The organism is Cutibacterium sp. LaCa_255 (genome assembly GCF_057458005.1).
The window spans coordinates 531,312-548,231 of record NZ_CP190956.1 but is presented as its reverse complement, the minus strand read 5'-3'; the positions used below and the strand labels follow the sequence as shown (position 1 = coordinate 548,231).

Sequence of the window (16,920 nt, the reverse complement as noted above, 5' to 3'; positions counted from 1 at the left end):
GCGGGGACGCCCCATTGTGGATCGAATGAGCTAGATCACATCATTCCGCCCATGCCACCCATGCCATCCATATCGCTGCCAGCCGGGGCCTTCACAGGCTCAGGCTTGTCAGCAATGACGGCCTCGGTGGTGAGGAACAGAGCCGCGATGGAAGCGGCGTTCTGCAGGGCCGAACGGGTCACCTTGGCCGGATCGATGATGCCGGTCTTGACCATGTCGACGTACTCGCCAGTGGCAGCGTTGAGGCCCTCTCCGGCGGGCAGACCGGCGACCTTCTCAGCCACAACTCCACCCTCGAGACCAGCGTTGATGGCGATCTGCTTGAGGGGGGCGGAGCAGGCGGTCCGGACGATCTGGGCGCCGGTGAGCTCATCACCCTCCAGCCCCTCGATCGTGGCGGCCTTGGAAGCCTGGATGAGGGCGACACCACCACCAGGGATGATGCCCTCCTCGACGGCAGCCTTGGCGTTACGCACGGCGTCCTCGATACGGTGCTTGCGCTCCTTGAGCTCAACCTCGGTGGCAGCACCCACCTTGATGACGGCGACACCGCCGGCGAGCTTGGCGAGACGCTCCTGCAACTTCTCGCGGTCGTAGTCGGAGTCGGAGTTCTCGATCTCCTTGCGGATCTGGGCAACGCGTCCAGCGATCTGCTCGGAGTCGCCGGCACCGTCAACGATGGTGGCCTCGTCCTTGGTGACGACAACCTGGCGGGCGTGGCCCAGCAGGTCGAGGGTGACGGCGTCGAGGGACAGGCCGACCTCCTCGGAGATGACCTGACCACCGGTGAGGATGGCGATGTCGTTGAGCATGGCCTTGCGACGGTCGCCGAAGCCCGGGGCCTTGACGGCAACAGACTTGAAGGTGCCGCGGATCTTGTTGACGATGAGGCCAGCCAAGGCCTCTCCCTCAACATCCTCGGCGATGACAAAGAGCGGCTTGCCGGACTGCATGACCTTCTCGAGGATCGGCAGGAGATCCTTCAGCGAGGAGATCTTGGAGTTGACGATGAGGATGTAGGGGTCCTCAAGGACAGCCTCCATGCGCTCGGTGTCGGTGACGAAGTAGGGCGAGATGTAGCCCTTGTCGAAGCGCATGCCCTCGGTGAGCTCGAGCTCCAGGCCGAAGGTGTTGGACTCCTCGACGGTGATGACGCCTTCCTTGCCGACCTTGTCCATGGCCTCGGCGATGATCTCACCGACAGTGGTGTCGGCAGCCGAGATGGAGGCGGTGGAGGCGATCTGGTCCTTGGTCTCGATGTCGATGGCCATCTCGGACAGACGAGCACTGATGGCCTCGACGGCGGTCTCGATGCCCTTCTTCAGGCCCATCGGGTTGGCGCCGGCGGTAACATTGCGCAGGCCCTCACGGACCATGGCCTGGGCGAGAACGGTGGCGGTGGTGGTGCCGTCGCCAGCGACGTCGTCGGTCTTCTTGGCGACCTCCTTGACGAGCTCAGCGCCGATCTTCTCGTACGGATCGTCGAGCTCAATCTCCTTGGCGATGGAGACACCGTCGTTGGTGATGGTGGGGGCGCCCCACGACTTCTCGAGAACGACGTTGCGACCCTTGGGGCCGAGGGTGACCTTGACCGCGTCGGCGAGGGTGTTCATACCCGCCTCGAGCCCGCGGCGGGCCTCGATGTTGAATTCGATGAGCTTTGCCATGTTTGGGGAATTCCTCCGCTCCGGTGGGCCTGGCAGCCCGTGGACGTCAGATGGTGTGGCGGGAGCGACCCCGCGTTGTATTTCCCCGTGATGCCCGCGACGGACGATCTGGTGATCTCATCACCGGGATGACCACCCTCGTCGGCACTCGCAACACCGATTCGGGCAGTAGCACTCTCGCTTGCCGAGTGCCAATGACATGTTTAGCACTCGCACCCAGTGAGTGCAAAGAGTTGATGAGCGGAAAGTGACTGATTGTGCTGCCGACGATGGCGTCAGGCAGATTGCGTCGCGTCACCGGGTGGTGATTGTGATGCGCGCCCTAGACTGGCCTTGTGTCAGATTCTCCCGCCCCTGAAACCGCGACGTCCAGCGATCTCAGTGCATCGGACCGCGCGATTCTGGATCTCGAGGAGTCCTGGCAGACCGGGAACCCGGGTGTTGACAAGGAGACCGTCATCCGCGAGAGGCTCAACATGTCGTCCCCCCGCTACCACTTACGACTCAACGAGCTGATCGACGATGAGTCGGCCGCGCGATATGCGCCCGCCCTCGTCGGGAGGCTGCAACGAGTCCGCAGTCAAAAGCGCAAGGCCCGCAGCGCGCAGCTGCTCGGATGACACACGCGGCGTTGTCAACGATGCGACGCCATTGACGAGAGGCACACTATGAAACGCCTGACCGGTACGGTCCGGACGTACTCCTGGGGCTCCTATGACGCGATCCCTGACATCTTGGGAAGGGAAGCCGACGGCCAGCCCTGGGCCGAGTACTGGCTCGGGGCCCACGAAACCTCACCATCGACCCTTGACGGTGCTCCCCTCACCGAATACCTCGACGCTCACCCCGAGGAGCTGGGTGAGCGCAGCCGTGATGCCTTCGGATCCAGGCTTCCTTTCCTGCTCAAGATCCTCTCGGCTCGCCGCCCACTGAGCCTCCAGGCCCACCCTGACGCCCGTATGGCGCGAAATGGATTCGTACGCGAGAACCAGGCTGGCGTTGACGTCACCGATTCCCAGCGCACCTTCGTCGATGACTGGCCCAAGCCAGAAATCCTCGTCGCCATGAGCGACTTCGAGGGACTGTGCGGGTTCCGGGATCCGCATGAGACCCGTCAACTCTTCGACGGGCTGGACATTCGTATTCCGGTGGATCCGGTGTTGGGATCGTTGACCGAGCGTTCCGGCCCGGCGGCACTGGCCGAGACCTTCCTCGACTGCCTCGCCGGGGATGACCTGCGTCGGCAGATCGTCACCGAGGTGGTGTCCGGGGCCGTCAACCATGTTGGCGAGGACACCCCGCTGGGTGAGTTCGCGCGCACCGCTGTCGAGCTCGACGAGTACTTCCCCGGAGACCCATCGATCCTGGCAGCACTGATGCTCAACCGCATTCATCTCAGGCCCGGAGAGGCATTAGCCGTTCCGCCCGGTCTCATGCATTCCTACTTGTCAGGAACGGGAATCGAGATCATGGCTGATTCCAACAACGTCGTGCGTGGTGGACTCACCGACAAACACATCGACGTCGATTCCCTGATAGAGATCGTGGACTTCCAGACGCAGGAACCATGGGTCATGACGGCCGAAGAGGTAGATCCAGGTATGCGGATCTTCCCGGGCACCGATGAACAGTTCCGACTATGGGAACTCGACCTCGACACCACCCGTCCAGCCATCCTGCCGGCCAACGACTTAGCCCGAATCCTGCTCATCACCGGTGGCTATGCGGTGTGCTCAAGCCCCCAGGGCACTGACGAGATCGTGCGTGGACAGGCCGTCTGGATTCCTGCTGGCGAACAGGTACAGGTGGACGGGAACTGCGACGGATTCCTCGCTGCTGCCGGGGTGTGACGCTGCCTCGTGTGGAATTCGAGAGCTTGCGAGAGGATGGACCCATGGCACACAAGATGAACGTCGAGAGTTTCAACCTGGACCACACCAAGGTAGCGGCACCGTTTGTCCGCGTGGCGGACGTCAAACACCTGCCCGCCGGCGACACCCTCACCAAGTACGACGTGAGGTTCTGCCAGCCCAACAAGGATCATCTGGAGATGCCTGCGATCCACTCGATCGAGCACTCCTTCGCCGAGTGCGTGCGTAACCATTCAGAGTCCGTCATCGACTTCGGACCGATGGGATGCCAGACCGGGTTCTACCTCATCATGGTCGGCGAGCCGGACGTACCAGCCACCTGCGAGCTGGTCGAAACAACGTTGCGTGACATTCTCACACTCGATGCCACTCCAGCCGCCAATGAGATTCAGTGCGGATGGGGAGCCAGCCACTCGCTCGAGGCGGCTCAAGACGCCGTCCGACGGATGCTGGACCACCGTGACGAATGGGAACAGGTGATGGCCTGAGCGCTCCTGCGATGTCGATTCATCGTCCAGAGTGCAAATCACAGGGAAACATGCCGTCATACGCCCGGACAAGGGGTGCTCCGATCGACATCGGAGCACCCCACAAGGTGAATGGTGTCGGCACTGGGAATGGAGAAATTCCCTTAGAGAATGGGGCTTCAACAACCCCTCCCCAATGATCAAGGATACGGACTCTTCACAATCGAAGGCGTAGTTGGGGGTCTGAATCCATCTGCGTGCGGGTATTGTAGTTGGCAGCATTACCAAAACCCAAGGGCCAAGCTATGGATCATGTTCGAAGCGACCATTGATAGCTTTGGTGAGCCCATCACTGACGTACATCTAAAAACAAGTTTCCGACGCCTGCACTCCTGCTTTCCGCAAAGGAGATAGTTATTTTTAGATCACTTGACATACCCTTTACTGTCTATCCAGATGGCAGCTCAATCGTTGACAACCACACTTGCTCGCCTGTGCAAGGAAGACTCTCGATGAACCCTCTTGTTTCATTGCTGTCGATCCAGACGATGTCACTATTTCCCACGAGTTATCAATCTCATACTTATTCCATGTAGTTCCCCATTCGGAACACCGATCTACATCAGTACCGTAGAAACCTCTTCGCAACGGAGAGGTACGGCACTCCGGGATATAGGTCCCCGAATCACTTTTCCCGAGGGATACCCGGGAGGAAGCGGTGCGGCAGCTGAACTACGCAAAAGTACTGGCACACTTACCACCTGCAGCAAGCAAGGCGGCTACGAGGCGTGAACCCAGATTTTCCCTCGTGCGGGCGTTTTGCGAACAGCTCTGGATCTCAGCGATGACAGTTTTCCTTGAGATCTAGCTAGGGGCCAGTGGAGCCTCTGACAGGATTCGAACCCGCGACCATCGCTTTACAAGAGCGGCGCTCTACCAACTGAGCTACAGAGGCATGCCGCCTCACGGCGACGTGGGACATTGTGGCACATGTTGCCAGCATGGTGTGACCAGCTAGCACACCGGCTGTGTCGTCAGGACAGCATCTCGCAGAGGTATCGACGGGCACCGACCATGGACGGGCCGTACCAGGCCAGCTTCTGGCCGTCGACGAGACGGACGTCGAGGTCAGGGAAAGCCGATACATCGTCAGGGCCGAAATGGTAGGGCTCGTCGGGCAAGATGACGCGGTCTGGACGGGCCGAGATGAGGTCGGCCAGTTCGGCGTGGGGATAACGGGACTCCCCCGGCACATCGATCAACTCCACGCCGACGTGCCTCAACACGTCGGCAATGTAGGTGTCCTGTCCGACGCAGATCCACGGATCCCGCCACACCGCGACGACGGCACTGCGCACCTCGTCAGTCCAGGGCTGGTTCCACTCCTCATCGGCATCGCACAGCCACTGCGGTCTCTCGACGCCGAACCCCTCCACGAGAAGCCTCGTCAGGCTGGAGATCGCCTCGGATACCGTGTCGATCCGTGTTACCCACACCGGCACACCGGCGTCCCGCAACAAGGTGACGTCGTGCTCGCGGTTCTCCTCCTGATTGGCGACGACCAGATCTGGTTCCAGGTCGGTGATGGCTGCCCGATCAGGATTCTTCGTCCCCCTGATTCGCGCCACCTCGTGGCCGACAGCCTCGTCCAGGTTGGCAGGCCGAATGCAGTAATCCGTGCATCCCACCAGAGTCTGCGGACACGTCGCCGCAATCGCCTCGGTGATTGACGGCACCAGGCTCACCACCCGCTGCACTCGTCCGCTCACCGGCACGTCGGCACCAAGATCGTCGATCATGACACCACCGCCACGGCCAGGGCGGACAGCACCCAGAAACTCATCTGCGTCACCTCATTGATGCTTCCAAAGGTGTCCCCCGTCATCCCGGACAGACGCCTCACCAGGTGATGAATCCAGGCCCACGCTATGAGCAGGGCCAATGCGGCGCAAATCAGGGCGATCAGGCACCACCGCCAGCCTCCGGCGACAAAGCCCGCCAAGGCCACGACAGCTCCCAGAACCGTCAGGTTGATCGAGGCTGATTCAGGGGTCGTCACCCCGGCGACAAGGGACCCGAATCCACCCGGACGAGCGCAGGGCACGCCGGTCATCGTGGCGAAGAGAATGGCAGCTCGACCGATGGCCGGCCCGAGCGCAACCACCATCGCCACACGCCACCATGCCCCCGAAACGGTCGTTCCGGCCAGGCTCACCACAGCAGCCGCGTCCACGATCAGTGCCAGGACGATGCTGATGACACCCATCGGACCGATGTCGGACTTCTTCATGATCTCAAGGGCCTTGTCCGGCGCTGCTCGCGACCCCAGACCGTCAGCAGTGTCGGCGACCCCGTCAAGATGGAAGCCTCCGGTTGCACCGGCCAGCCAGCACAGCGCGAGCACCCCGGCCAGCAACGATCCGGCTCCCAGTCCGAGGACCAGGGCGACGATTCCGCCGGCCACCGCCCCCAGACACAGCCCCAGCCAGGGGAATGCCGTGATGGCCCGACGAGCCAGCGGACGGTCGATGTCACTGAGGTACGGCCCGGGGAGGATCGTGAAGAGGGACAGGGCCTCCGCCACGCCACGCAGCGGACCGAGCTTTCCAAGATCCACATGCCGTTCGTCGCTCATGCCCACCTCTTCGGGACCCCGGCCACACACATCCACACCTCGTCACAGGCATCCCCGACAGCCGCATTGAGGCGCCCCAGCTCGTCGCGGAAAAGCCGTCCCGCCGGGGTGTCAGGCACAACCCCCATCCCCACCTCATTCGAGACGAAGGTGACGTCGCGCCGAGTACGACGGATGGCGTCGGTCAGTTCATCGACGCGATTTCTCAAGGACCTCTGCCACGACTCGTCCCCGGGATCAGCAACCCATGCTCCGACCTCGTCGAGGACCCGCGTGATCCACACCCCGAGACAGTCCACGAGTACCGGAGAGTCGTCGTCAGCCAGCAGCACGGACGCGATATCCGGGGTCTCGACGGTCTTCCAGGTCGCCGGGCGCCGGGCCTGGTGCAGCCGGATCCGCTCCTCCCACTCAGCATCGTCAGGATTTCGCTGGGAGGTAGCAACGTAGGTGACGCGAGAGCCATGGGGCAACCTCGACTCAGCGAAGGTCGACTTCCCGGATCGCGCACCCCCCAGAACCAGGACTCGACAAGGGGGAGCGCTCGTATCGAGGGCATCGGGAAGATCGGTCTCCCCAGTCACCTTGATGTCGGTGACGTCGGCGTCCTCGAAGGTGGCCATCTCGTTGAGGATGTGGGCGCTGGCCTGAACGATTGGCAGGGTGAGGATGGCCCCCGACCCCTCCCCCAGCCGCATCCCCAGATCCAGCAGGGCCGGAAGACCGAGTGCGCTGGTGGACGCAGTGATTCCCGGCTCGGCGCCGGCATGGCTGGTGATGATGAAGTCGCGTACCTCCGGGCAGATCGCGGTGGCCGTCAGAGCTGCCGAGCAGGCGATAACCCCGTCGATGAGCACCGGAACCCGCCGGGAGGCCGCGGCCAGGATGTACCCCGCCATGGCGGCGTGCTCGAAGCCTCCCACTTTCGCCAATGCCTCAACCGGGTGGTCGGCGTCGGGCCGGTTGACCTGGAGTGCGCGGGACACGACACCGATCTTGTGCTGGTGACGACGGTCGTCCGACCCAGCGCCCTTACCCGTCACCTCAGCAGGAGAGCACCCGGTGAAGACGCTGATGAGTGCCGAGGCCGGCGTCGTATTCGCGATGCCCATCTCGCCAGTGACGAGGATGTCTGCTCCCCCCTCGACAGCCTCCAGGCCGGTCTCGATACCGACTTCAAGGGCCTGGACGGCCTCGTCAGCACTCATGGCCGGGCCCTGGGAGATGTCATCGGTGCCTCGTCGCACGCAACGCTGGCGAATGGGCGCGTCGACCTCGTGGAGGGCACCGACGTCGGTGATCCACAGCTGCGCACCCATCTGCCGCGACAACACGCTGATCGCTGCCCCGCCGGCCGCCATGTTGGCCATCTGCTGGGTGGTGATCTCCTGAGGATCCGGGGAGACTCCCTGGGCCCACACCCCGTGGTCGCCTGCGAACAGCCCGACGACCGGGTGGCTCGGGACAGGGACCGGTACCTGTCCGTACATTCCCGCCAGCCGGATCGAGAGATCCTCCAACAGCCCGAGCGAACCCTCGGGCTTGGTGAGCACCTGCTGACGGGCTCGGGCAGCCTCCAGGGCCTTGGCGTCAGCTCCTCGAATGCCGCGCACTGTACGGGCAAGCAGGCTCTCAGCGGACACGGATTCAGACAGTCGGGCCATCATGCTCCATCGTCGGGGACGCCGCCGCATCCCCCGGGCCTGTGTCCTCGCAGTCCCGGACGCCACGCACGTGCGTCGCAATGTGGTCCCACCCCGGTCGGGGCAGGTGTGCGCGGTTCTGGTCTGACTTCGCCTCGATGGCGTCACAGTGGCGGGACCGTCCCGGATTCACACCGGTGTTCCACCGCGGTCGAGGATCATTGTCCCACAGCCTGCTTTGATGGAGTCATGGACGTCCTCATTCTTGGCGGCACGACAAAGGCCCGGCAGCTGGCCACTCGACTGGTCGATGACGGGATCGACCTGTGCACATCCCTGGCGGGACGCACGAAGTCCCCACGACCCGTCCCAGGACCGACGAGACTGGGCGGGTTCGGCGGTGTCGGCGGTCTCAAGGACTTCCTCACCGCCAACGAGGTCAAGGTCATGGTGGACGCCTCACACCCCTTCGCCGCGACCATGCACGGCCACGCCGCACAGGCGTGTCTCGATCTCAACCTGCCGCTGGCCCGGCTCGCACCGCCGAGCTGGCGCACCCAACCCGAAGCCGCGACCTGGCACTGGGTGGACGATCACGACGCCGCCGCACGAGCCCTTGCGGACCTGCCTGACGTCGTCCTGCTGACGGTGGGACGCCAACCCATCAGCCATTACCTGCGCCTTGGCCCGCGTCGGGTCATCGTGCGCTGCGTTGACGCCCCCGAGGAGGAGCTTCCCGAGGGCTGGACGGTGCTGCAGGAGCGTGGCCCTTTCACCATGGCCCGGGAGCGCGAGATCTTCTCCGGGGGTGTGGCGACCGTCGTCTCGAAGGACTCCGGGGGCACCGAGCTGGACCCCAAACTCCGTCTGGCAGCCGAGACCGGCGTCCAGATCGTCATGGTGTCACGCGGCCCGGCCCCTGGTTGGGGGGACGAGCTCAGCGAGGTCGACGAGGCGGTGCAGTGGATCAACGCCCACCTCGCGACGGTGAAATCTCAGTGATCAGACGGTTCGTGGACCTGGGTCTCGTCGAGGTCCAGGCCCGCGACGTCTCCGACAACGGTGATGGCCGGCGGCTTGATGCCCGCTTCGACCATGTCCTCGGCAGCCTTCTCCAGGGTCGTCGTCAGGGATCGCTGGGTGAACAGTGAGGCGTCCGCGACGACGGCGACGGGGGTGTCACCGGCAAGTCCACCTTCCATGAGGCGTGCAGCGATGTCACCGATGTGCGCCACGCCCATGAGGATGACGAGAGTGGTGCCAGTCTTGGCGATCTGTGCCCAGTCGAGTTCGGACCGGGTGTCGCCGGGGGCGACGTGCCCCGAGACGACGGTGAATCCCTGGACCAGGTGACGGTGGGTCAGTGGGACTCCCATGAGCTCGGGGCCGGCCACGCAGGAGGTGACTCCGGGAATGACGCGCACCGGGACGCCGGCTGCGGCGCAGGCCTGCCACTCCTCGCCACCACGTCCGAAGACGAAGGAGTCGCCACCCTTGAGGCGCACCACCTTGCGCCCGGCCCTGGCATGCTCGATGAGCAGCTCGTTGGTTCGCTCCTGCGGGACGTAGGGCCCGCGCGGCACCTTGCCGACCGGGATCTTCTCGGCGTCCGGATTCTCGTCCATGACGACGACCGGAGCGAGACGGTCGTGGAGGATGACGTCGGCCTGACGCACTGCCTCCAGCCCTGCAACGGTCAGCAGCCCGGGATCACCGGGGCCACCTCCGACGAGGGTGACAGTGCCGGGAACGAGTTCTGGGGAGTAGGACATCAGTTTTCCTTGGGTTGGTGTGCTGTCAGATCGGAGATGGCTCGGGCGAGCTCAGCATGTGTCTTCGTGTCACGGACGGCGAGTCTGATCCAGCTGGGACCGAGACCGGGGAAGGTCTCCCCGCGCCTCACGGCAAACCCGCGATCAGCCAGGGGAAGACGCACCGATTCGCCGCTGATTGACGAGGTGTCGACGAGCACGAAGGGAGCCTCGGAATCGACGATGGTCAGACCGAGTTCTCGAAGGCGTCCGACGAGGTCGGCGCGGGCCGCGGGAATCTCGTCGCGCAGCTGGTTGCGGAACCGAGACGCTTCCTCGGAGGTGCAGGAGACCATGGCCGCGACGGCCGGGGTGGACACCGACCATGGGGTCTGGTGAGCCGCCAGACGTGAGATGAGTCGCGGATCCCCGACGACGTATCCGGCACGGATTCCGGCCAGGCCGTAGGTCTTCGTCAGGGAACGCAGCACCAGCAGGTCGTCCATGTCGTTGCCGATGAGGGACTGGGACTCGTCAGTGGCGTCCATGAAGGCTTCGTCGACGACGAGGATCCGACCAGGGCGGCGCAGGGTCAGCAGGTCGGACGCCGGGTGCAGCCGACCGGTGGGGTTCGTGGGGTTACCGACGATGACGAGGTCGGCATCCTCCGGGACGAGGGCCGGATCCAGTGCGAACCCGTCGGAGGCATTGAGGATGACTCGGTCGACGTCAATCCCGGCTGATCTCAGAGCTGCCTCCGGCTCGGTGAACTGAGGATGGATGACCGCAGCGTGGTGCGGCTGCGTGGTCGCAATGAGGGGGAAGGCCTCGGCTGCTCCGGAGGTGGGCAGAACCATGTCGGTTCCCACACCGTGCATGGTGGCCAGGGCGTCCCGGGCCGGGGCGGCGTCAGGGTAACGCGCCCAGTCGTGCTCGGTGGAGGTGATTGCGTCGCGAAGCCACTGCGGCGGCTCGAGGACGCGGACGTTGACGGCCAGGTCGACTAGACCGTCGGCAATGTCGCTGTCCCCGTGGTGATTGAGGTCAGGCTCGCCCTCCTGGGCCCCTCTCCCCTCGTGGAACCTCGCCACCTCACGGGCAAACCACGCCGCCTGGGAGGGGTGACCGGCCCAGTGCAGGTGCAGGTAGGAGGCCTGAACGGTGGGACGCCCCAGAGAAGCAGGGTCTCCCAGAGCTCCCTCGGCACGATCGGTGCCGTCGGGCATGGCGATGTGCCAAGCCGGGTCGACGTCAGCCAATGGCGTCGTCGTGGTGCGGTGGAATTCGTGGCCGACGACGCTGATGGAGTTGCGGGTGGCGACCCGGTACCCCATCGTCAGCCTCGTCGCCATCGCCGCGTCCATCGGAAGGACGCCGGCCATGTCGCGCCCGTCGAGGTGACGGCAGAGGTAGAGAAGCCCGGCGCACTCCGCGACGATCGGCATCCCGGCCTCGGCATGGGCGCGGACATCTGCCGCGAGCTCGGTGTTGTCCTCCAAATCCGTGGCGTGCATCTCCGGGAATCCACCGCCCAGGTACAGGCCCTGGATGCCGTCCGGAAGACGTCGATCGGTGAGGGGATCGACGTCGACGACCCGGAACCCGGCCGCCCGCAACATCTCGGTGGTCTCGGGGTAACGGAAGGTGAAGGCTCGCCCCGCGAAGATTCCGACCACCGGCGGCTCGTCGAAGGAATGGCCTTGCCAGCCAGCTGATTGCAGAGCGGCTCGCGGATCCCAAGGCTCGACGTCGAGGTCGGGTGCGGAATCGGCCAGGTCCATAACGGCGTCGAGATCGACGTGTTCGGCGATGAGGTCACCCAGGCCGGCGACCTTGGAGGCGGAGTGCTCCCACTCCCCCGCCGGGACCAGGCCCAGGTGGCGAGACGGCACGAAGATCGACTCGGTGCGCGGAATCCGCCCCAGCACCGGGATGCCGAGTCGGTCGAGTCCGCGCACGACCTCGGCACCATGACGAGGAGAGGCGACCCGGTTGAGGATCACACCGGCGATCGTGACATTCGGATCAAACGTCGCCAGACCTGCCACCACTGCGGCGTGGGTGAGGGACGCATGAGCGGTGTCGACGACCACGACCACCGGGGTCTGGGTCGAGGTGGCGATCTCGGCGCTGGACCCGCGTCCGGTCCCGAGCTGGCCGTCGAAGAGGCCCATCACTCCCTCGATGACCGCAATGTCCGCCGCATCGGGGGTGACGAAGCCATGGGCCAGCAGCGGGGCCATGAGCTCGTCACCACACATGACGGAGTCCAGGTTGCGGCCCGGACGACCACTGGCCATCGAGTGGTAACCGGGATCGATGTAATCCGGCCCGACCTTGAACGGCGCCACCGTCCGGCCGGTGGCACGCAGGGCTGCCATGAGACCTGTCGCGACGGTCGTCTTACCGCCTCCCGACGCCGGGGCGGCGATGAGGATTCGTGGAATGCGCATCACCATTCGATTCCCGCCTGACCACGCTGACCGGCGTCGAAGGGGTGCTTGACCTTGGTCATCTCGGTGACGAGGTCTGCGGCCTCGACGAGGGCTGCCGGGGCGCGACGGCCAGTGATGACGACGTGCTGGGTGCCGGGGCGGTTGACCAGTGTGTCGACGACCTCGTCGACATCGAGCCATCCCCAGTCCAGCGGGTAGGTGAACTCGTCAAGAAGGTAGAAATCAAGCGCCTCGCTGGCCAGGAGTTCCGACACGTGTCGCCACCCCTCGCGGGCAGCGGCCTCGGGGTCATCGGCGGCATCGAAGGAGCGTGCCCAGGACCATCCAGTCCCCATGACCTCCCATGTGACGGGACCGCCGGCACCGGTCTCCTCGTGGAGTTTCCCGAGAGCTTGCAGGGCGTCCTGCTCGCCGACATGCCATCGTCCGGACTTCACGAACTGGAAGACGCCGACTTTCCACCCTTGGTTCCAGGCGCGCAGGGCGGTACCCATCGCCGCTGTCGTCTTGCCCTTGCCCTCGCCGGTGTTCACAGCAAGAACTGGCCGTAATCGTCGCTGTCTGGTGGACAGCCCGTCGTCTGGTGTGGCGCCACTGCGCGCGTGCGGCATGAACGACCTCCTTGCGGGTCCGCGCCCGTCGGGTCACGGGATTTCCGTGACCTGACCCGCAGGATCGACCTGGCTCGCGCTGAGGCGCTCACAGTGGCGGGACCGCTCCGGATTCACACCGGATTCCTCCCCGAGGGCCATCGTCGATTGTGTCACACGGGTCGGGTTGTCCTCACCCGGCACTGCCCTAAGCTTCCCTCATGACCCATGATCCTGACGCCACCCTCCTCGGACGCACGCCTGGCCTCGACGAGACGCACTTCGCCCATGACGGCCTCATCACCAAACATCCGGTGAGGGCCGTCGCTCTGGCAGCGTTGCGACCCATGCCGGGCCAGCTGCTGTGGGACCTCGGCACCGGCGCCGGGTCGATCGGTGTCGAGTGGTGTCGCACCGATCCGACCTGCCGAGCCATCGGGGTGGAGCGCAAGGCAGAACGGGCCGCCAATGCCCGCACGAATGCCGCAGAACTCACTCTGCCCGGCCAGTTCGAGGTCATCGACGCCGACCTCGCCAAGGGGCTGCCGGAGGGACTGCCCGACCCGGATGCCATCTTCATCGGCGGCGGTGCGACGGAAACTCTCGTCACCCAGTGTCGACCACGTCTGCCCATCGGGGGACGGCTCGTCGTCCATGGGGTGACGATGGAGGCCGAGATGCTCGTGGAGTCCTTGCACCGGGATCTGGGCGGTGACCTCATGAGGTTCGGCGTCGAGACCGCCGACAGCATCGGCCGGCTGCGGGGCTGGAAACCGGCCCGCACCGTCGTGGCGTGGACCTGGCAGCACACTGAGTGACGACGAGCCACCCAGTGTGCACAGTTGTCTGATCCTGGACTCAGCTGATCTGGGAGGCCAGCAGGCAGGCAGCCCAGGTCTGCTCGGCAGCGAAACGCACATGGTGTGGCACTGCCGAAACCGACAGCGCTGACCTGTTCATGATGACCATCGAACCGCCGCACTGTGGCCGCCCCATCAAGAGTGCCTTGTGCCGCTGATGTCACAACGATGACGTCAACACGGACTGCTCGGCGCCAGGTGTGACAGGATCGCGACGACCTCGCTCATCGTTCGGGGACGCTCATCCATCCCAAGACGCCGGACCAGTTCGAGGGGCCAAGGCAGGTGTAGATGGGCCCTCTCCACCATGGTCACATTTGCGAGTAACTCGTCGATCGGCCCCTGCTGCACTCCCCCGTCGACAACGATGAGCGCCTCGTCAGCCCAGGCCAGGGCCAGGTCGACGTCATGGGTAGCCATCGCCACGGTCGTACCGTGGTCGCGCAGACGGTCCAAAGCCTCCAGCATCTTGGTGACGCCGACCGGGTCGAGTCCGGCGGTGGGCTCGTCAAGGAGAAGCAGATCCGGGCGCATGGCGACGGCACCGGCGACAGCAATCCTCTTGCGTTCGCCGTAGGACAGCTGGTGCGTGGCACGCTCGGCAAGATGGCTGGCCCCGAGTAGCTGCAGGGCCTCGGCGACGCGGTCGCGCACCTCCGCCACGTCCAGCCCCATGTTCATCGGGCCGAAGGAGACGTCCTGGCTCACGTCAGCGCTGAAGAGTTGGTCGTCGGGGTCCTGAAGGACGAGCTGAACCGCCCGACGGTGCTCACGAAGCTGGGTGCGCCCGTGACCGAGCACGGTGTCACCTCTCTTGACCTTGCCCTTGACGGGCTTGAGGGAGCCCGACAAGCAACGCATCAGCGTCGTCTTGCCCGATCCGTTTGCTCCCAGAATCGCCACCCGAACTCCAGCGCGGAAGGACACGTTGACGTCGGTGAGCACCATGGGCCGGCCAGGGTGAGTGGCGTACAGGTGCTCGGTCGACAACAGGGCTTCGTCACTCATCTGAAAATCCTTCCGGTCGTCGACCAGCTGATCGCCCAGACTGCGGCGATGACGATGACGACGATGATCTTGAACCGCGCTGATCCGACGCGTTTGACGGGCAGGGTCACCAGTGCGGACTCGAATCCGCGGTTGACCAGGCCGTCGTTGAGGCGGTTGGCCCTCGTCCAGGCTCGAATTCCGACCGATCCGAGCAGCGCTGCGGTGTTGCTCATGCGCCGGTTGAGCCCGCCAAATTTCCCTTCCGGGGCGTCGCCGAGGCGGGCGTGCTGAGCTTCACCGGCCGTCACGACGGTGTCGAGCAGCACGAAGATGAGCCGGTAGGTCAGGGAGGCGATCTCGAGCAACGGGTCAGGGATGTGGAACTTCCGCAACCACGTGAGCAGATCGACCATGGGGGTGGTGACGGCCAGCACCATGAGGGTGAGGGTGCCGCAGACGCCATGTTCAATCAGTGACATCGCCTGGGCGGTGGTGACCGGCCCGATGCTGAACACCCCGGCATGCCACCAGACTGTCCCGATGGGGGACGACCCAAGGCTGATGAGGACCGAGATCCCGCCGACCACCAGGAAGACGATCGGGGCGGCCATGGCTTGCCACAGCACTCGCCCCCGGATGCGTGCCGGGCCGAGGATGACGATGACGCTGATGATCCCGGCGAGTAGCGCCCCGGGCCAGATGCCGGAGCCGACCACCGGGCTCACCCACGACGATGACTCCATCGACGGGGTACACAGAGCGGTCAGGAGCAAGGATGCTGATAGGGCGACCTTCTCACCAACCGGACGACACCGCCAGGGGGAATCCCAGGCGGCGTCGTCGAGAGAGGTGATTGTCATGACTTGGCAGTCGCAGTGGCTTCCGACGAGGTGACGGCGGCCTCGGGCACGTCGTCGACACTGTGCAGGTCAGAGGCGTGCTCGGCCTCCTCACGACCCTTCTTCTTGCCGGACATGCGGCCCAACGCGTACCCGGCAATGCCGGCACCCAGGGCAGCCTGCATGGCGAACAGACCGGACTCGACCTCACCCGAGTTCGGCTCGAAGATCGGCTCGATCCATTTCTTGGCACCGGCTTGCTCGGCGGCCTCGGCGGCAGCGTCGTCAGTCCCCCCGAATCCTTCCTCGTCGCCGCTGGTCTTCTTGCCACCCAGTACCATGCTGATGACGAACAGGGCCACCACGAGGACGATGATGACGGGGGTTACCCACTTGCTCTGTCCGGTCAGAGAATTGTCCTGACGGGTCTTGGTTACGGTGCTCTCAGGCATGAGCCACCTCCTGACTGTTACCGAGGACGCCGAGCTGCTGGAGCTGCGGGGTTGCGACCTTGGCAAGGAAACGGAACAGCAAGATGCCGATGAACCCCTCAATGAGGGCTAGCGGAATTTGGGTGATGGCGAAGATGCCGAGAAACTTTCCAGCAGCTCCCCAGACGCCACCGGTGGGATCCGGGAAGGCGAAGGCGAGCTGGAAGCTCGTGACGACGTAGGTGATGAAGTCGGCGAAGACCATGCACAGGAAGATTGCCAACGCGTCGGATCCGTGGAGTTTCTTGGTGAGTTTGTAGAAGGCGTAACCGGCCCACGGCCCGGCGATGCCCATCGAGAAGGTATTGGCCCCCAGTGTGGACATGCCACCGTGAGCCAGCAGCAAGGCCTGGAAGATCAACACGATCATCCCGAGGAATGCCATGACCGGTGGTTTGAAGAGGGCAGCGCCGACGCCGGTTCCCGTCGGGTGCGAGGACGAGCCGGTGACACTGGGAAGCTTGATGGCGGAGAGGACGAAGGTGAAGGCGCCAGCAGTGGCGAGCAAGAGCTTGTTCTCGGGGTGCTCCTTGACCTCCTTGACGACTCGATAGCCGCCATGGATGACGAATGGTGCGGCAGCCGCGTACCAGACTGCGCACTGAGTAGGTGAGAGAATCCCCTCAGCGATGTGCATGAGGCGTCATCTCCTTTCTCGGG

Annotated in this window: 16 protein-coding genes, 1 tRNA gene and 1 riboswitch; of the genes, 5 read left to right on the top strand and 12 right to left on the bottom strand. The window is 64.6% G+C overall.

Going from position 1 to position 16,920, the window contains the following annotated elements; translation table 11 throughout:
• Positions 1 to 35: 35 nt before the first annotated feature.
• Entirely contained in the window at positions 36 to 1,667 is a 1,632-nt protein-coding gene (gene groL / locus ACP8ML_RS02420; RefSeq protein ID WP_117188790.1) for a chaperonin GroEL, read from the bottom strand.
• A 335-nt stretch (positions 1,668 to 2,002) separates the two neighbouring features.
• Between groL and ACP8ML_RS02415 the strand changes: the two genes are divergently transcribed.
• Genes ACP8ML_RS02415 through ACP8ML_RS02405 form a run of 3 tightly spaced genes read left to right on the top strand, consistent with a single transcriptional unit; the run spans position 2,003 to position 4,026 of the window.
• Positions 2,003 to 2,287 carry a DUF3263 domain-containing protein gene (locus ACP8ML_RS02415; protein ID WP_016667042.1) on the top strand — a complete coding sequence of 95 codons (285 nt, stop codon included), beginning with the start codon at positions 2,003 to 2,005 and terminating at the stop codon, positions 2,285 to 2,287.
• Between the two features lie 48 nt (positions 2,288 to 2,335).
• The gene (gene manA, locus ACP8ML_RS02410; RefSeq protein WP_486703024.1) at positions 2,336 to 3,517 is read left to right on the top strand and encodes a mannose-6-phosphate isomerase, class I; all 1,182 of its coding nucleotides are present in this window, start codon (positions 2,336 to 2,338) and stop codon (positions 3,515 to 3,517) included.
• Positions 3,518 to 3,543: 26 nt separating this feature from the next.
• A complete protein-coding gene (locus ACP8ML_RS02405; protein ID WP_171048616.1) occupies positions 3,544 to 4,026 on the top strand; it encodes an S-ribosylhomocysteine lyase in 483 nt (160 codons plus the stop codon).
• Positions 4,027 to 4,884: 858 nt separating this feature from the next.
• On the opposite strand, the gene ACP8ML_RS02400 is transcribed toward ACP8ML_RS02405, so the two are convergent.
• The 4 genes from ACP8ML_RS02400 to cobT form a co-directional block, all read right to left on the bottom strand.
• Positions 4,885 to 4,960: transfer RNA gene (locus tag ACP8ML_RS02400), tRNA-Thr, on the bottom strand.
• Between the two features lie 79 nt (positions 4,961 to 5,039).
• Positions 5,040 to 5,804 carry a helical backbone metal receptor gene (locus tag ACP8ML_RS02395; protein ID WP_016667039.1) on the bottom strand — a complete coding sequence of 255 codons (765 nt, stop codon included), beginning with the start codon at positions 5,802 to 5,804 and terminating at the stop codon, positions 5,040 to 5,042.
• Entirely contained in the window at positions 5,801 to 6,640 is an 840-nt protein-coding gene (locus tag ACP8ML_RS02390) for an adenosylcobinamide-GDP ribazoletransferase (protein ID WP_353663930.1), read from the bottom strand. Before ACP8ML_RS02390 ends, ACP8ML_RS02395 begins: the two co-directional genes overlap by 4 nt.
• Entirely contained in the window at positions 6,637 to 8,307 is a 1,671-nt protein-coding gene (cobT, locus tag ACP8ML_RS02385) for a nicotinate-nucleotide--dimethylbenzimidazole phosphoribosyltransferase (protein WP_486703023.1), read from the bottom strand. Before cobT ends, ACP8ML_RS02390 begins: the two co-directional genes overlap by 4 nt.
• Positions 8,308 to 8,532: 225 nt before the next feature.
• Between cobT and ACP8ML_RS02380 the strand changes: the two genes are divergently transcribed.
• Positions 8,533 to 9,285 carry a cobalt-precorrin-6A reductase gene (locus tag ACP8ML_RS02380; protein WP_486703022.1) on the top strand — a complete coding sequence of 251 codons (753 nt, stop codon included), beginning with the start codon at positions 8,533 to 8,535 and terminating at the stop codon, positions 9,283 to 9,285.
• Here ACP8ML_RS02380 and cobA read toward each other — a convergent pair.
• From cobA to cobO, 3 genes are read right to left on the bottom strand one after another with little or no spacing between them, the layout of a single operon-like run.
• Positions 9,279 to 10,055 carry a uroporphyrinogen-III C-methyltransferase gene (cobA, locus tag ACP8ML_RS02375; protein WP_004810745.1) on the bottom strand — a complete coding sequence of 259 codons (777 nt, stop codon included), beginning with the start codon at positions 10,053 to 10,055 and terminating at the stop codon, positions 9,279 to 9,281. The genes ACP8ML_RS02380 and cobA overlap by 7 nt on opposite strands.
• Positions 10,055 to 12,487 (bottom strand): bifunctional hydrogenobyrinic acid a,c-diamide synthase/histidinol phosphate aminotransferase CobBC, encoded by a 2,433-nt coding sequence (gene cobBC / locus ACP8ML_RS02370; protein ID WP_486703021.1) that lies wholly within the window; start codon positions 12,485 to 12,487, stop codon positions 10,055 to 10,057. Before cobBC ends, cobA begins: the two co-directional genes overlap by 1 nt.
• Entirely contained in the window at positions 12,487 to 13,101 is a 615-nt protein-coding gene (cobO, locus tag ACP8ML_RS02365) for a cob(I)yrinic acid a,c-diamide adenosyltransferase (RefSeq protein WP_036979703.1), read from the bottom strand. The genes cobBC and cobO overlap by 1 nt, the downstream gene beginning before the upstream one ends.
• A gap of 40 nt (positions 13,102 to 13,141) precedes the next feature.
• Positions 13,142 to 13,278: riboswitch (cobalamin riboswitch) on the bottom strand.
• Positions 13,279 to 13,301: 23 nt separating this feature from the next.
• On the opposite strand from cobO, the gene cbiT reads away from it, so the two are divergent.
• Positions 13,302 to 13,898, top strand: a complete 597-nt coding sequence (gene cbiT, locus ACP8ML_RS02360) for a precorrin-6Y C5,15-methyltransferase (decarboxylating) subunit CbiT (protein WP_202724899.1) — start codon at positions 13,302 to 13,304, stop codon at positions 13,896 to 13,898.
• 216 nt (positions 13,899 to 14,114) lie between these two features.
• On the opposite strand, the gene ACP8ML_RS02355 is transcribed toward cbiT, so the two are convergent.
• Genes ACP8ML_RS02355 through ACP8ML_RS02340 form a run of 4 tightly spaced genes read right to left on the bottom strand, consistent with a single transcriptional unit; the run spans position 14,115 to position 16,897 of the window.
• Positions 14,115 to 14,948, bottom strand: coding sequence for an energy-coupling factor ABC transporter ATP-binding protein (locus ACP8ML_RS02355; protein WP_065674341.1), 834 nt, complete (start codon positions 14,946 to 14,948; stop codon positions 14,115 to 14,117).
• The gene (gene cbiQ, locus ACP8ML_RS02350) at positions 14,945 to 15,790 is read right to left on the bottom strand and encodes a cobalt ECF transporter T component CbiQ (RefSeq protein ID WP_486703020.1); all 846 of its coding nucleotides are present in this window, start codon (positions 15,788 to 15,790) and stop codon (positions 14,945 to 14,947) included. The genes ACP8ML_RS02355 and cbiQ overlap by 4 nt, the downstream gene beginning before the upstream one ends.
• The gene (locus ACP8ML_RS02345; protein ID WP_486703019.1) at positions 15,787 to 16,221 is read right to left on the bottom strand and encodes an energy-coupling factor ABC transporter substrate-binding protein; all 435 of its coding nucleotides are present in this window, start codon (positions 16,219 to 16,221) and stop codon (positions 15,787 to 15,789) included. Before ACP8ML_RS02345 ends, cbiQ begins: the two co-directional genes overlap by 4 nt.
• Positions 16,214 to 16,897: an energy-coupling factor ABC transporter permease gene (locus tag ACP8ML_RS02340; RefSeq protein WP_065674338.1), complete on the bottom strand. Its 684-nt coding sequence runs from the start codon at positions 16,895 to 16,897 to the stop codon at positions 16,214 to 16,216. Before ACP8ML_RS02340 ends, ACP8ML_RS02345 begins: the two co-directional genes overlap by 8 nt.
• Between the last annotated feature and the right edge of the window lie 23 nt (positions 16,898 to 16,920).

What these genes read in the sequence shown, in the direction of transcription:
- groL (WP_117188790.1), bottom strand. Translation starts at nt 1,667, where the DNA reads ATGGCAAAGCTCATCGAATTCAACATCGAGGCCCGCCGCGGGCTCGAG.
- manA (WP_486703024.1), top strand. Translation starts at nt 2,336, where the DNA reads ATGAAACGCCTGACCGGTACGGTCCGGACGTACTCCTGGGGCTCCTAT.
- ACP8ML_RS02395 (WP_016667039.1), bottom strand. Translation starts at nt 5,804, where the DNA reads ATGATCGACGATCTTGGTGCCGACGTGCCGGTGAGCGGACGAGTGCAG.
- ACP8ML_RS02390 (WP_353663930.1), bottom strand. Translation starts at nt 6,640, where the DNA reads ATGAGCGACGAACGGCATGTGGATCTTGGAAAGCTCGGTCCGCTGCGT.
- cobT (WP_486703023.1), bottom strand. Translation starts at nt 8,307, where the DNA reads ATGATGGCCCGACTGTCTGAATCCGTGTCCGCTGAGAGCCTGCTTGCC.
- ACP8ML_RS02380 (WP_486703022.1), top strand. Translation starts at nt 8,533, where the DNA reads ATGGACGTCCTCATTCTTGGCGGCACGACAAAGGCCCGGCAGCTGGCC.
- cobA (WP_004810745.1), bottom strand. Translation starts at nt 10,055, where the DNA reads ATGTCCTACTCCCCAGAACTCGTTCCCGGCACTGTCACCCTCGTCGGA.
- cobBC (WP_486703021.1), bottom strand. Translation starts at nt 12,487, where the DNA reads ATGCGCATTCCACGAATCCTCATCGCCGCCCCGGCGTCGGGAGGCGGT.
- cobO (WP_036979703.1), bottom strand. Translation starts at nt 13,101, where the DNA reads ATGCCGCACGCGCGCAGTGGCGCCACACCAGACGACGGGCTGTCCACC.
- cbiT (WP_202724899.1), top strand. Translation starts at nt 13,302, where the DNA reads ATGACCCATGATCCTGACGCCACCCTCCTCGGACGCACGCCTGGCCTC.
- ACP8ML_RS02355 (WP_065674341.1), bottom strand. Translation starts at nt 14,948, where the DNA reads ATGAGTGACGAAGCCCTGTTGTCGACCGAGCACCTGTACGCCACTCAC.
- cbiQ (WP_486703020.1), bottom strand. Translation starts at nt 15,790, where the DNA reads ATGACAATCACCTCTCTCGACGACGCCGCCTGGGATTCCCCCTGGCGG.
- ACP8ML_RS02345 (WP_486703019.1), bottom strand. Translation starts at nt 16,221, where the DNA reads ATGCCTGAGAGCACCGTAACCAAGACCCGTCAGGACAATTCTCTGACC.
- ACP8ML_RS02340 (WP_065674338.1), bottom strand. Translation starts at nt 16,897, where the DNA reads ATGCACATCGCTGAGGGGATTCTCTCACCTACTCAGTGCGCAGTCTGG.